Here is a 13,184-nt window from a genome sequence, read left to right on the forward strand (position 1 = left end):
GCGGACCGGCACGGGAGGGCTACGGGAAGACGACGGTGCGGCGCCCGTTGAGCAGGATGCGTCGTTCCGCGTGCCACTTCACGGCCCGGGCCAGCGCCTGGCACTCGACGTCCCGGCCGACCGCCACCAGCTGCTCGGGGGTCACCCCGTGGCCGACCCGCTCCACCTCCTGCTCGATGATGGGGCCCTCGTCCAGGTCGGCGGTCACGTAGTGCGCCGTCGCGCCGATCAGCTTCACGCCCCGCGCGTGCGCCTGGTGGTACGGCTTGGCGCCCTTGAAGCTCGGCAGGAACGAGTGGTGGATGTTGATGATGCGCCCGCTGAGCTGCTTGCACAGGTCGTCGGAGAGCACCTGCATGTACCGGGCGAGCACCACCAGCTCCACGTCCTGCTCGCGGACCAGCTCCAGCAGCCGGGCCTCCGCCTCGGACTTGGTGTCCTTGGTGACCGGGATGTGGTGGAAGGGGATGCCGTAGGAGTCGACCAGCTCGGCGAAGTCGGTGTGGTTGGAGACGACCGCGGCGATCTCCACCGGCAGCGCCCCGGTCCTGGCCCGGAAGAGCAGGTCGTTGAGGCAGTGCCCGAACTTGCTGACCATCAGGACGACCCGCATCCGGTCGTCGGCCCGGTTGATCTGCCAGTCCATCTGGAACGAGTCGCCGACCGCGGCGAAGCTCGCCCGCAGCTTGTCCACGGTGACCGGCGGCTCCGCCGAGAAGTGCACCCGCAGGAAGAACAGACCGGTGTCGTGATCGCCGAACTGCTGGCTGTCCTCGATGTTGCAGCCCGTCATGAACAGATAGCTGGAGACGGCGTGCACGATGCCCTGCTTGTCGGGGCACGACAGGGTGAGGACGTACTGCTCGGCTGGGGCGGCGGCCTGATCGTTCATGCGGACCAGGGTCGCACACCCCCGCCCCTGCGTCCCGGGTCCCGGCCGGAGGGGGCGGCGCTCAGCCCCGGCCGGTCATGGTCCGCAGCGCCTCCAGGGTGCGCGGCGGCTGGTGCGGGTCGTCCCCGTCGGCCGTCGCGAGCCGCAGGTGCGCCTCGCGCGCGGCGTGCACGGCCTCGGGCCACCCCGGGTGCTCCAGGTAGGCGGAGACGGCGGCGTCCGGGCCGACCTGGTGCATGATCCGCAGCACCCGCAGCACGGCGGCGTCCACCAGGGCCGCCTCCTCGGCGTCCCGGAAGATCGTCCCCACGTACTTCTCGGCCGACCAGTTGTCCAGCCAGGTGTCCTCGACCAGCCGGTACACGGCGTCGGTGACGTCCCCGTAGCCGGTGTGCCCGGCGAGCCAGCACTCCCGCTGGAACGCCGGGTCGGAGAGCATGTGCAGCGCGGAGCGCACCTGGCTGCGCCAGCGCCACCAGGGCATGTCGTTGAGCGGCATGCCGTCCATGGTGGAGGAGCGGCGGCCACGACGGGAAGGGTTCTCCGGACCTTGCACGGTTCCCGATCGTACGTTCCCGCGCGCTCGGCACGCACGCTCCCTCAATTCACCTCGGCGTCACCCCTCCGTGTCCCGGCGACACTCGACGGTTAGGAATGCGGCGCAAGGGTGCGGAGCCATGACCGGTTCCCCTCGCACGTCCACGCGCCCCGCGCGCTTCCTCACCTCCCGGTTCTCCAGACCGCGCGCACCGCGCGCCCGCGCCCTCGGTGCGCTGCGCCGCACGACGGCGCTCACGGCGCTCACGGCGCTCGTCGGGGCTTGCGGCGTGCTCCCCGGTTCGGGCCCGGACCGGTCCCCGGTCACCGTGATGACCTGGGCGCCCGAGCGGGCCGGGGGCGCCGACCTGCCCGGCATCCCGGCGATGGCCCGGGCGTTCGCCCGCTGGGTGAACGCCGAGGGCGGGATCGGGGGCCGCGAACTGGAGGTGATCACCTGCAACGAGCGCAACGACGCGGCCGGCGCCTCGGAGTGCGCCCACCGTGCGGTGGCCGAGGAGGCGGTGGCGGTGGTCGGCTCCTACAGCCAGCACAGCCGGGCCTTCCTGGGGCCGCTGGAATCGGCGGGCATCCCGTACATCGGCGGCTACGGGGTCACCGAGGACGAGTTCACCCGGGCGCTGTCCTACCCGGTGCACGGCGGACAGCCGGCGCTGACGGCGGGCCTGGGACGACAGCTCGCCGCGCACTGCACCGACGTGGCGCTGGTGCGGCCCGACACCGCCGCCGGGGACGAGCTCCCGGTGCTGCTCAACGGCGGACTCGCCACCGGTCGGCGTCCAGCCGCGCACGACGTGATGGCCGAGGAGGAGGCGACCGAGTACACGCGGCAGGCCCGTGAGGCCCTGTCCCGCGTCAGCGCCGCGGGCCCGGGGAAGGGGTGCGTGGTCTCGGCGCTGGGCGAGCGCACCCGCACGTTCACCGACTCCTTCCGGCGGGTCCGCGCCGACTACCCGCCGGTCCGGGTCGGGGCGGTCTTCGGCAGCGTGGACCAGTCGGCGGTGGACCGCACCGGCGGCGGTTCCGGCCCGTACGAGGGCGCCTACGTCTGCGGCTGGTACCCGGTGTCCTCGGACCCCCGGTGGGCGCCGCTGCGGAAGGTCATCGGGGCGCACGCCTTCGACGACAACCGCATCGACCCGGCGGACGCCGGGGTGCAGACCACCTGGGTCGCCTACACGGTGCTCCGGGAGGCCGTCGAGGCGATCGGCGGGGCCGAGGTGACGGCGCGCGGGGTACGGGACGTCCTGGACGGCGGGCTCCGGGTGGACACGGGCGGACTGACCCCCGTGCTGAGCTGGCGGTTCGAGGACCTGCTCGCGGTGCGGGAGTTCCCCCGGGCGGTGAACGCCAACGTCACCTTCCAGTCGGTGCGGGACGGTCGGCTGGTGGCCGCCCGCCCCGGGTTCGTCGACGTGTCCGCCACCCTGGAGGACCTGCCCGCCCGGTGACGGCGGGCGCCCGGGACCCCGGGGCCGTCAGAGCTGGGTGGGCTGCCGGGTGGTCAGCCCGTGCTCCTCGGCGATGGCGTTCCAGAGGCCGGACGCGGTCCGCTTGGCCTCGGTGGCCTCGCCGCTGGCCCGGTTGCCGGCCGCCGCCTCCTTGGTCTGTCGTGCCGTGCCGCCGCGGCAGCCCTTCTTGCCGTCGACCCGCTCGGCCCAGGCCGCGTAGTGCTCGTCGGCCTCGGCGGACGCCTGCCAGGCCGTGGTCAGCGCACTGGTCAACTCGCCGTGCCGGGGCAGTCGGTCCACGGACAGCCCGGCCAGCCGGGTCACCAGCTCGTCCCGTTCCCGGGCCGCGTCGCGCAGGTCCTCGGCGGCGCTCTCCAGGTCCCGGCAGCGGTTGATGTCGGCGACCGCGCTGATCACCGTGGCGCGGCTGCCGCCGCTGTCGGCGAGCAGTTCGTCCAGCTTCCCCGCCTGGTCCGCGGCCCGGTCGGGGGCCGGTGCGGACCCGGTCGGCTCGGGCGGGGCGTCGGCGGCCTCGGCCGCGGAGACGGGGGCGCTGCCCTTGGTGGTGCGCTTCGCGTCCTCGCCGTCGCCGCCGCCGAGCAGCGCCCCGGTGCCGACGCCGAGCGCGGCGAGCCCCACCCCGACGGCCGCGATCAGCGGCACCCGGGACTTGCGCTGCGGTTCGCGGGCGGCCCGACGGGCCGCCGCCCGCCCCGGGGGCGCGGCGGCCGGCCCCGGCGGACCCGGGTACGGGGGACGGGGACCCGGCGGTGCGGGCCGGGGGGCGGGGGCGCCGTCGCGGAACAGGGCGTCGAAGCCGGCGAGAGCCTCGGGCGGGGTGCGCTCGCCGTGCGGGGCGCCCGCGGCGGCGGCCGGCACCTGCGGAACGTGCTGGGTGGGCGCGCTGTGCACGTCGGGGGCCGATCCGGCGCGCGGAACGGTGCCGAGGTAGTGGGTCCGTTCGGCGGGGGCTCCGGGGGGCGCGGGCATCTCGGGCGGGAGGGCGCCCGGGGTGACGGGCAGGATGACCTGGGTGGCCGCCAGGTGCCGGGCCGGGGTTCCGGGCCCGGCCGGCACCGGGGGCATGACCTGGGTGGCCTGGGCGTCCGGGGCGGCCGGCACCGGGGGGATCACCTGGGTGGCCTGGGCGTCCGGCCCGGGGAGGGCGGGCAGCGCCGGCGGGCCCGCGGCGATCGGCGGGATCAGCTCGGTCGGGGCCGCGTCCGGGCCGGCGGGCAGCGGGGCCGGGGCGGGCGGGACCGGCGGCAGGTACTGGGTCGCCTGGGCGTCGCCGGCCGCGGCGGGCGGGAAGAGGCCGGGCGCGGGGCCGGCCGGTGGACCGGCGGCGGGCAGCGGACGGCCGGCGGCCGGGACCGGCGGCAGCAGCGCGGTGGCCTCGGCGTCCGGGCCGGGGCGGGCGCCGGGCGCGGTGCCGCTCTCGGGCGGCAGCGGGCCGGTGCCGGGAGCGGCGTGCCGGCCGCGGGAGGGCTGCTGCGGGGGCGGGACGGGCGCGCCCCAGCCGCCGGGGGCCGGCGGCGGGGCGGTGGATGGCGGGGCGCCCCAGCCGGGCGGGGCGGTGGGCTGCGGAGCCGGCGGCAGGAACGGCCCGCTTCCGTCCGCGGGGAGCACGAGGCCCTCGTGGGGGTGGCGTGCCGGAGCGGGATGCGCGTCCTCGCCCTGTCCGCTCTGCGTCACCGGGACTCCTTCGGATGAGGGAACTTCCGAACAGACCGGCCACGCTACCCGGTGCCCGCGTCCGCACGCCAAGTGCGTCGACGCGCCGCGGCCCGACCGGGCGGGAGCGGTGCCGCCCCGGCGCGCAGCGCCGTTCCCTCCTTGTGCGCGGGCCAGTTGACCAGGCGTCCGACCAGCGGGGACGGGCGGGCGCGGGTGCGGGAAGGACGTGGCGACGGGTCTCGGAAGCGGCCCGGCGAAGGGGCACCGGCGGGCCGCTTCCGTGACCCGTCTCACGTCCGCACGGGACGCGGGGGGTCAGGCCGCCTGGAGTTCCAGGCGGGCCCCGAACTCGCGGACCACCGGCTCGTCCCGGAACGGTTCCAGCCGCTGGTGGAAGTCCTCCAGGTACTCGGCGCCCCGTTGGGAGCGCAGGGTCCCCAGGAGCTCCACGGCCCGCAGCCCGGTGTGGCAGGCCTGCTCGACCTCGCGCTGCTGGATCTGGGCCGTCGCCAACAGCACCAGGGCGATGGCCCGGCGGCGCGCCCGGGTGGGCGGGTGCTTGTCGAGGGCCTCGCGGGCCGTGCGGGCCGCGGCCTCGGCCTGTCCGAGGTCGCGGTGGCAGTGGGCCAGTTCGTCGGCGAGGTACGCCTCGTCGAAGTGGGCGATCCACACCGGGTCGTCACTCGACGCCGCGTCGGCGCGCTCCATCGCGGACACCGCCCGCACCGAGGCCTCCTGGGCGGAGCGGACGTCCCCGAGCAGGGCGTGTCCGCGGGCCTCGGCCGCGTGGAACATGGACTCCGCGCGGGGGGTGACCCGCCCGCGTGCGCCCTCCTGTGCCGCGCGCGCGAGTTGGGCGATCTCGCGCGGGTTGCCCAGTTGGGCGGCGAGGTGGCTCATCGAGGCGGCCAGCACGTATCCGCCGTAGCCGCGGTCCCCGGCCCCCTGGGCGAGCCTGAGCGCCTGGATGTAGTAGCGCTGCGCCAGGCCGGGTTGGCCGGTGTCGACGGCCATGTACCCGGCGAGTTCGGTGAGTCGGGCGACGGCGGCGAACAACTCCCGTCCCACCGTCTCCCGGTAGGAGCCGGCGAGGAGTCCGGAGACCACGCTGTTGAGGTAGTGGACGACCACCGGCCGCACGTGGCCGCTGCCGTACTGGTGGTCCAGGTCGACCAGGGCCGCGGTCATGGCCCGCACGGCCGCCACGTCGGAGGTGCCGACCCGGGGGCCGGCCTGACGGGCCACCTGGGCGTCCGGGGCGGAGATCAGCCAGTCGCGGCTGGGTTCCACCAGGGCGGAGGCGGCGACGGAGGAGCCGGACAGGAAGTCCCGGCGGCCCACGTCGCTGCGCCACAGTTCGCAGACCTGCTCGATGGCGCCCAGCACGGTGGGGGAGAACTGGAGGCCGACGCCGGAGGCCAGGTTCTTGCCGTTGGCCATGCCGATCTCGTCGATGGTGACCGTCCGGCCGAGCTTGCGGCCGAGCGCCTCGGCGATGATCGCGGGGGCGCGGCCCCTCGGCTGCTGGCCGCGCAGCCAGCGGGCCACGGAGGTCTTGTCGTAGCGCAGGTCGAGACCGTGCTCGGCGCCGCACATGTTGACCCGGCGGGCCAGTCCGGCGTTGGAGCAGGCGGCTTCCTGGATGAGGGACTGGAGCCGTTCGTTCGGTTGTCGCGCGACGAGAGGCCGTGCGGCCATGACGTGAACCCCCTGTTGCTGCGGCGCTCGCCAGCCCGCCGCCTCGTCTGGTTCGGATGGTGTGGGTGTCGGGGCCGCCGTGGCTGCCGCGGGTGTGGAGGGTGCTGCGGGTGGTGTCCCGGTCTTCTCTGACATCGTGTCCGGTTCAGGTGGTTTCGCACTGTTCAGCCGTCGAGATGGCGGCTTCTCGCTGATCAATGCCCCGACGACAAAGGGAAGATGCGGGACATACGAGAAATGCCGGGGTAACGGCCGGTAGTACGCCCCTACCCTGGTTACCCACAGCCGCGGCTCGACCCTCCGCGCGCCCCTGCCAGTGCACCCATGCGCCCCGCCGCGGGCCCTCGTGCACCATGCCGTGCGCGAGGAGTGTCGTTACCCCTACAGAAAGCGAGAGTTGAGAAGCACGTGGAAGAGACCATCGAGCAGCGCGGAGCCGCATCGACCGCCCAGATCCCCCAGCAGCGGGGCGAGGCACCGCAGGACACGGCGGTGCGGTACGCCGAGGAACGACACTGGGACGTCTTCCCCGGCACCTGGATGGAGACCGTCGACGGGGTCCCGCAGTGCTCGTGCGATGACAACGGGTGCGCCGCACCGGGGGCGCACCCGGCGCGCAACGACTGGCCGGCACAGGCCACCGGGAGCGCGTCGACCGCGCGTCGCATCTGGGAGAAGCAGCCGAACGCGTCGATCCTGCTGCCCACGGGCCGCACCTTCGACGTGATCGACGTGCCCGAGACCGCCGGGTTCCTGGCCCTGGCCCGGATGCGGCGGATGGACCTGACGCTCGGTCCGGTGCTGAGCGTGCCCAACGGGCGCACCCAGTTCTTCGTCCTGCCCGGCGCCTCGGTGAAGGTTCCGGACCTGATCCGCAAGCTGGGCTGGCCGCCGTCCTCGCTGGACCTGGACACCCTCGGCGAGGGCAAGTACGTCGCCGCGCCGCCGACCCGCTTCGGCACCCGGGGCGCCGTCCAGTGGGCCAACCGCCCGACGGACGCCAACCGTTGGCTGCCGGACGTCGAGGAGCTGATCAGTCCGCTGGCGTACGCCTGCGCGCGGGAGGCCCGCCGATAGGCGCCCCGTGCGCCTGCCCCGTTCCCGGCCCGCCACCGCCCGTCCCGGGCTCCGGCGCCTCCTCCGGGGAACGCACCGGGCGGGGCGCGGCCGGTCGCCCGGCCGACGCGCCGCGCTCCGTCCGGGAGGCCGTACGGGGTCGTGCACGCAGACGACCCGCAGGCGTGGTCCCCCCGCGCGGAGCGGGGGAAGCCGGCCGGACTGACCGGCGACCTGCGGGTCGGGTGACTGCGTGGATTGGGCCGGTTGCGCATGCGTCCACGCGCTGATCCGGCACCGCACTCGGGTGGGGTGACGGGCCTAGCCCGCAGCCACCTCACTAGTCCGGTGATCACTCATGTTCCGAACCACCTCCCTTCTGTGTGTCTCCACACTAGGCACGCCCTTCGGGCGCCCTCAAACGGTTTTCCACCGCACCGCCCCCGGGCCTCCCGCACCGGCCCCGGACCCGACCGTCCCCCCGGCGCGAACCCGGCTGCGTGCGCCGGGCCCGCAAGCTGGCAGAGCCCCCGTACGACCATCCGCGGCGTCCGCCCCCCATGCGCCCCCACCTGCACGAAAGCCGCCCCCGATGCCCCCGAAACGGGCCGTTGGGTCCTCGATCGTTTCCCGGCGCGGCCTCTTTCGGGGAACACTGGATGGGGTGGGTCACGTTCGAGTTGAATGAGGCCGGAGCGCGGTGAGGCGTACCCGACGCGGTGGTACGCGTGCCGCACGGAAACGACGCGGTGCTGGGCGCCGCGGACAGGGGGTGCCCGGTGAGTGCTTCCCGACGGAGCGGGACCACCGACGAACTGGGACCGACCGGTCCCGACCGCGACGGGCGGGACGACGCGGACCTGCTCGCGGCCCTGCTGGACGGCATGGACGCGGCCCTGTGCGCCCTCGACGCGGACGGGGTGGTCACCCACTGGAACCGGGAGGCCGAACGCGTCCTCGGGTGGAGCGCCGACGAGGCGGTCGGCCGCCAGGGGTTCGCGGGCTGGGCGGCCCGGCCGGGCGATGCCGCGGGCATCGTGGAGCGCCTGCTGGGCGCGATGCGGGCGCGGGGCCGTCAGGTCCACGAGTTCGCCCTGCTCACCAAGGACGGCGGCCGGGTGCTGGTGCGCACCCAGTCCGCGGCCGTGCGCGGACCGGACGGCGAGCCCGCCGGCGTGTACTGCGCGTTCAGCGAGGTGCACGCGCAGATCGACCTGGAGCGGTCCATCGCCCTGAGCGAGGCCCTCTTCCAGGACGCCGCCTGGGGCGTCGTCCTGATCGACGCGGACCTGCGGCCCGCCGCCGCCAACGCGCACGCCGCCACCGCCCTCGGCAGCGGGCGCACCACCCTGCTGGGCCGGCCGCTGGGCGAGTTCCTGACCCAGGGCGTGGAGGAGGTGGAGGGCGCGCTGGCGCACGTCCTCGCCGAGGGGGCGCCGCCCGTGCCCACCGACCTGTGGGTGACGGTCCGACTGCCCGACGGCGAGGTCCGGCGGTGCTGGCGCAGCGGCTTCGTCCGGCTGTCGTCGCCGCTCGCCGAAGAACCGGTTCCGCTGGGCGTCGGCTGGCTCTTCCAGGACGTCACGGAGTCCAAGCAGACCGAGCAGGAGGCCACCCAGCTGCGGTTCCGCAGCAACCAGTTGCACCGGGCGGCGCGGGCGGCCGGTGAGTGCGAGGACCCCGCCGAGGCGATCTCGGTGCTGCTGGACTTCTCGCTCGCCGGCTTCGCCGACCACGTGCTGCTGGACGTGCTCGGCCGGGCCGACGCGCCCTCCGCGCACCCGGACCTCGACGTGCCGGTGCGCCTGGTGCGGGCCCTGGCCACGCCCGCCGGCCCCGCGGGCGGCCCGGGGCCCGGACTCGCCGCCCGTCGCTCCGGACTGCCGCTGCGGTACGCGGCCGGGCACCCGGCGCTCCAGAGCGTGGAGCGCACCAGCTCCGTGCGGGCCAGTGCGCCCGCCGATCCGCCCGGCCGCGCCCGGGAGTGGGCGCGGGCCCGGCAGTGGCCGGAGGACTCGGTGCACGCCCTGTGCTCGGTGCTGCGCAGCCGGGGCCGGACCCTGGGGGTGCTCACGTTCCTGCGGGCGGCGAGCCGCAGCCGCTTCGAGCGGCTGGACGCCACCTACGCGGAGTCGATCGCCGCCCGGATCGCGACGGCGGTGGACCTCGCCGACGCGCGGTCCGGCCCCCGCGGCTGAGCCGCGGGGGCCGGTGCGGCTACCGGCGGTAGAAGATGCGGTCGCGGTACTCGTCCATCACCCGGTCGTTCCAGTCCAGACCGCCGTCGACGTTCCCGGAGCGCAGCAGCGGGGGTTCGGTGCCGCGTCCGGCGAGCGCGCCGGCGGCGGTGGCCATGACCGCCTGGAGCACCGCGCTGTTGACCACCGTGGAGGCGGGGGCGAACGGGGCCGCGATGCCCTCGTGGGTGAGCTCGGCGTCGCCGAGGGGGATGCGGGTGTCCAGGACGACGTGGCAGTGGTCCTTGAGGTGGGTGCCGGACGGGTGCCGGGACGTGGTCCCGGTGGCGTAGGCGACGGAGGTGACGCCGATGACCGTAACCCCGAGGGCGCGGGCGTGGGAGGCCATCTCCACGGGCAGCGCGTTCCGGCCGGAGAGCGAGATGACGATCAGGAGGTCCCCGGCGCGCAGCGGGCTGGTGTCCAGCACCGCCGTGGCCAGCCCCTCGACGTGCTCCAGCGCGGAGCCGAGGGTGGCGGGCACCGCGTCGACGCCCACGGCGCCGGGCACGGCCAGCAGGTTCATCAGGGCCAGGCCGCCCGCCCGGTAGACGATGTCCTGGGCGGCGAGCGCGGAGTGCCCGGCGCCGTAGGCGAAGAGCCGTCCACCTGCTTCGACGGTGTCCGCGACGAGGGTGCCCGCGGCGGCGATCTCGTCCGCGTCCCCGTCCCGGACCTGCTGGAGCAGCCCGATGGCCGCGTCGAAGAACCGGTCGGAGAGCTTCCGGTCGGCCCCCGTCCCCCGGTCCCCTCCGTCGTGCGCCTGCGCGCCCCCGACTCCCTGGGAGCTGCTGTCGCTCATCGCCGAACCCCTTCGTTCACGATCGTGTACGTCTCACGCGCTGGAGCGCCGGCGCGGTACCCGGCAGCGTGCGCCCGCGGGCGGGTCGCGCGCGCCGGTGACCTCGCAGTGCCGTCCCCGCGCGTGTCGCGGATCACCGTGCGTTCTGCACCGCTGCGCTGTCAACACGGGTGCGGACGCCACCCGCGCGCCGGTGTGCGAGGCGTTCCGCACACGGCGACGTGCGCGCCGGAGGACGTCGGGACGAGGTCGGGTACGACGGCCGGGGCCCGGTTGTCGGCGCGATGCGTAAGAATTGGGGCCAGGGGCCAGCGCACTCGCTAGTGGAGCACTAGCAAAGCCGAACGAGGGGCACGTACGTATGTCCGGACTGATCGACACCACCGAGATGTATCTCCGCACCATCCTCGAACTCGAAGAGGAGGGTGTGGTCCCCATGCGCGCCCGCATCGCGGAGCGGCTGGACCAGAGCGGCCCGACGGTGAGCCAGACGGTGGCGCGCATGGAGCGCGACGGTCTGGTGTCGGTCGCCACCGACCGCCACCTGGAGCTGACCGAGGAGGGCCGCCGGCTCGCCACCCGCGTCATGCGCAAGCACCGCCTCGCGGAGTGCCTGCTGGTCGACGTGATCGGCCTGGAGTGGGAGCAGGTCCACGCGGAGGCGTGCCGCTGGGAGCACGTGATGAGCGAGGCGGTGGAGCGGCGCGTGCTGGAGCTGTTGCGGCACCCCACCGAGTCGCCGTACGGGAACCCGATTCCGGGGCTGGAGGAGTTGGGCGAGAAGGAGGCCGCCGACCCCTTCCTCGACGAGGGGATGGTGTCCCTCGCGGAGCTCGACCCGGGCAGCGAGGGCAAGACCGTGGTGGTCCGGCGGATCGGCGAGCCGATCCAGACGGACGCCCAGTTGATGTACACGCTGCGGCGGGCCGGGGTGCAGCCCGGTTCGGTGGTGAGCGTCACCGAGTCCGCGGGCGGGGTGCTGGTCGGCAGCGGTGGCGAGGCCGCCGAGCTGTCGACCGAGGTGGCGTCCCACGTGTTCGTGGCCAAGCGGTGAGGCGCCGCTCTCGGGGCTGAGTCCCGTGCCGCCCCGCAGACGGCACGGGCCGGGTCCGGTTGCGGACGGGGGCGGGCGCCGTGGGCTCGACGGCGCCCGGACGGGACCGGACCGGTCCGGGTGCGCTGCGGAGTGCCCCGGGCAGCTCGCCCACCGGGCAGGGGCGTGCGGACCTGCACGGGGGCGTGAGCAGGTGGAGTGCGCCCCTGGATGTGGGGTTGTTGGGACGGCGGAGAACGGGAGGGGGACGGCGGGTGTTCACATTCACAGCCGATGCGCTTTCTGTGTGTGGAATCGCAGCGCCGGACCCCCTCCCCGTGCCAATCTGTGCGGCAGGCATATGACCAGGAGGCCGGGAACCGCACGTCGGGACCCGGTCCCTCGGCCGTGGAGGGGCGGACCATGCGCGGCGCGCAGGGGGCGGTACGTCAGCGGAAGGTGCGGCGCGGAGCGCTCGACGGCGGGCGCCCGCCCCGGAGTCCGCGACCCCGCCGCCGCACCGCGCACCACGGGGCGGGGCGGCCCGTGACGGGCCCCGACACCCGGGGGCGCCGGAGTCCGCGCCCCTTCGCCGCTCCGGAGCCCCGAGCTCTCGGGGGCGCTCCCCACGGGCCCGCCTCCCCGGGCGGCCCGCCTCCCGGCAGCGAGCTCCCCCGGTTCACCGGGGCCGTTCCCCGGGAAGCGTCATCCGAACGAGGGGTGGCACGACCCCGCACCGCCTTTTCGAATACAAGTTCGATAATCTGGCATCCGTCGACCTGACGACCGGCGGGCGGAGCGGTGCCCTGCATGATTCCGCCCCTTCCAGCCCACACACAAGACCCGCAACAGCCCAGTAGAGCGCGCGAGCGGCCCCCGGGCCGCCATGAGGGGGTGCCGGAGCAATGGCGAGGCGTATCGACGTGACCGGGGCGGACGGGGTGCGCCTGGCCGCCTGGGACTTCGCCGACCCGTCCAAGCCCGGGCGGGAGCGCACGCCGGGCGTGTTGCTGTTGCACGGCCTGATGGGCCGGGCCTCGCACTGGGCCGACACCGCCCGCTGGCTGGGGGAACGGCACCGGGCGCTCGCCCTCGACCAGCGCGGGCACGGCCGCAGCGACAAGCCCGTCGACGGCCCCTGGGACCGGGAGGCGTACATCGCGGACGCGATCGCCGCCCTGGAGCAGCTCCACCTCGCGCCCGCAGTGCTGATCGGCCACGGCATGGGCGCGCTGACGGCCTGGCAGGTGGCCGCGCGCCGGCCCGAGTTGGTGCGCGCGGTCGTGGTGGGCGACATGCGCGCCTCGGCGCTGGGCGCGGCCTCCCAGCGGGAGTGGGAGCAGTGGTTCGCCACCTGGCCGCTCCCGTTCGCGACCCTGGCCGACGTGCACAAGTGGTTCGGCGAGGACGACCCCCGGGTGGAGCGGCCGAACGCGACCCGCGGTGCGTTCTACGCCGAGGTGATGGCCGAGTCCCCGGACGGCTGGCGGCCCGTCTTCGACCCCGCGCACGTGCTCGCCTCCCGCGCCGCCTGGACGCACAACGCGCACTGGGACGAGTTGGCGCAGGTCCGCTGCCCCACGCTGGTGGTGCGCGGACTGGACGGGGAGTTGGGGCGGGCGGAGGCCCAGGAGATGGTGCGGGTGCTGCCCCGGGGCCGGTACGCGGAGGTCGACGACGCCACCCACTTCGTCCACGTCGACCGGCCCGAGCAGTGGCGCACCGCGATCGAACCCTTCCTGGAGGAGGTCACCGCGGGCTGACCGGGCCGGCCCGCGCG

10 protein-coding genes are annotated in these 13,184 nt (G+C 75.3%); 5 read left to right on the plus strand and 5 right to left on the minus strand.

Annotation, left to right across the window (positions count from 1 at the left end; genetic code table 11):
• Window positions 1-19 precede the first annotated feature (19 nt).
• Window positions 20-892 carry a formyltetrahydrofolate deformylase gene (gene purU, locus ABT092_RS08935; RefSeq protein WP_351241396.1) on the minus strand — a complete coding sequence of 291 codons (873 nt, stop codon included), beginning with the start codon at window positions 890-892 and terminating at the stop codon, window positions 20-22.
• Window positions 893-953: 61 nt separating this feature from the next.
• Window positions 954-1,400 carry an SCO4402 family protein gene (locus ABT092_RS08940; RefSeq protein WP_351241580.1) on the minus strand — a complete coding sequence of 149 codons (447 nt, stop codon included), beginning with the start codon at window positions 1,398-1,400 and terminating at the stop codon, window positions 954-956.
• A 169-nt stretch (window positions 1,401-1,569) separates the two neighbouring features.
• Between ABT092_RS08940 and ABT092_RS08945 the strand changes: the two genes are divergently transcribed.
• Entirely contained in the window at window positions 1,570-2,901 is a 1,332-nt protein-coding gene (locus ABT092_RS08945; protein ID WP_351241398.1) for an ABC transporter substrate-binding protein, read from the plus strand.
• Window positions 2,902-2,928: 27 nt separating this feature from the next.
• On the opposite strand, the gene ABT092_RS08950 is transcribed toward ABT092_RS08945, so the two are convergent.
• Window positions 2,929-4,596, minus strand: coding sequence for a hypothetical protein (locus tag ABT092_RS08950; RefSeq protein WP_351241400.1), 1,668 nt, complete (start codon window positions 4,594-4,596; stop codon window positions 2,929-2,931).
• 297 nt (window positions 4,597-4,893) lie between these two features.
• Complete coding sequence (locus ABT092_RS08955) at window positions 4,894-6,276, minus strand: NsdA family TPR-like regulatory protein (protein ID WP_351241402.1); 1,383 nt, start codon at window positions 6,274-6,276, stop codon at window positions 4,894-4,896.
• A 408-nt stretch (window positions 6,277-6,684) separates the two neighbouring features.
• Here ABT092_RS08955 and ABT092_RS08960 point away from each other — a divergent pair, with 408 nt between their 5' ends.
• Together ABT092_RS08960 and ABT092_RS08965 are read left to right on the plus strand one after the other, a co-directional pair.
• Window positions 6,685-7,353, plus strand: a complete 669-nt coding sequence (locus ABT092_RS08960; protein ID WP_351241404.1) for a bifunctional DNA primase/polymerase — start codon at window positions 6,685-6,687, stop codon at window positions 7,351-7,353.
• A 758-nt stretch (window positions 7,354-8,111) separates the two neighbouring features.
• Window positions 8,112-9,530, plus strand: a complete 1,419-nt coding sequence (locus ABT092_RS08965; RefSeq protein ID WP_351241406.1) for a PAS domain-containing protein — start codon at window positions 8,112-8,114, stop codon at window positions 9,528-9,530.
• 19 nt (window positions 9,531-9,549) lie between these two features.
• Here ABT092_RS08965 and ABT092_RS08970 read toward each other — a convergent pair whose 3' ends face one another.
• Entirely contained in the window at window positions 9,550-10,371 is an 822-nt protein-coding gene (locus ABT092_RS08970) for an SIS domain-containing protein (RefSeq protein WP_351241408.1), read from the minus strand.
• Window positions 10,372-10,732: 361 nt separating this feature from the next.
• Here ABT092_RS08970 and ABT092_RS08975 point away from each other — a divergent pair, with 361 nt between their 5' ends.
• Together ABT092_RS08975 and ABT092_RS08980 are read left to right on the plus strand one after the other, a co-directional pair.
• The gene (locus tag ABT092_RS08975) at window positions 10,733-11,425 is read left to right on the plus strand and encodes an iron-dependent transcriptional repressor DtxR (protein ID WP_351241410.1); all 693 of its coding nucleotides are present in this window, start codon (window positions 10,733-10,735) and stop codon (window positions 11,423-11,425) included.
• Window positions 11,426-12,309: 884 nt separating this feature from the next.
• Window positions 12,310-13,167 carry an alpha/beta fold hydrolase gene (locus ABT092_RS08980; RefSeq protein WP_351241412.1) on the plus strand — a complete coding sequence of 286 codons (858 nt, stop codon included), beginning with the start codon at window positions 12,310-12,312 and terminating at the stop codon, window positions 13,165-13,167.
• The last annotated feature ends 17 nt before the right edge of the window (window positions 13,168-13,184 follow it).

Origin of the sequence: Streptomyces sp. NPDC002490 (assembly GCF_040296045.1) — a bacterium.
Taxonomy (GTDB): Bacteria; Actinomycetota; Actinomycetes; order Streptomycetales; family Streptomycetaceae; genus Streptomyces.

What these genes read in the sequence shown, in the direction of transcription:
- purU (WP_351241396.1), bottom strand. Translation starts at nt 892, where the DNA reads ATGAACGATCAGGCCGCCGCCCCAGCCGAGCAGTACGTCCTCACCCTG.
- ABT092_RS08955 (WP_351241402.1), bottom strand. Translation starts at nt 6,276, where the DNA reads ATGGCCGCACGGCCTCTCGTCGCGCGACAACCGAACGAACGGCTCCAG.
- ABT092_RS08975 (WP_351241410.1), top strand. Translation starts at nt 10,733, where the DNA reads ATGTCCGGACTGATCGACACCACCGAGATGTATCTCCGCACCATCCTC.
- ABT092_RS08940 (WP_351241580.1), bottom strand. Translation starts at nt 1,400, where the DNA reads ATGGACGGCATGCCGCTCAACGACATGCCCTGGTGGCGCTGGCGCAGC.
- ABT092_RS08970 (WP_351241408.1), bottom strand. Translation starts at nt 10,371, where the DNA reads ATGAGCGACAGCAGCTCCCAGGGAGTCGGGGGCGCGCAGGCGCACGAC.
- ABT092_RS08980 (WP_351241412.1), top strand. Translation starts at nt 12,310, where the DNA reads ATGGCGAGGCGTATCGACGTGACCGGGGCGGACGGGGTGCGCCTGGCC.
- ABT092_RS08945 (WP_351241398.1), top strand. Translation starts at nt 1,570, where the DNA reads ATGACCGGTTCCCCTCGCACGTCCACGCGCCCCGCGCGCTTCCTCACC.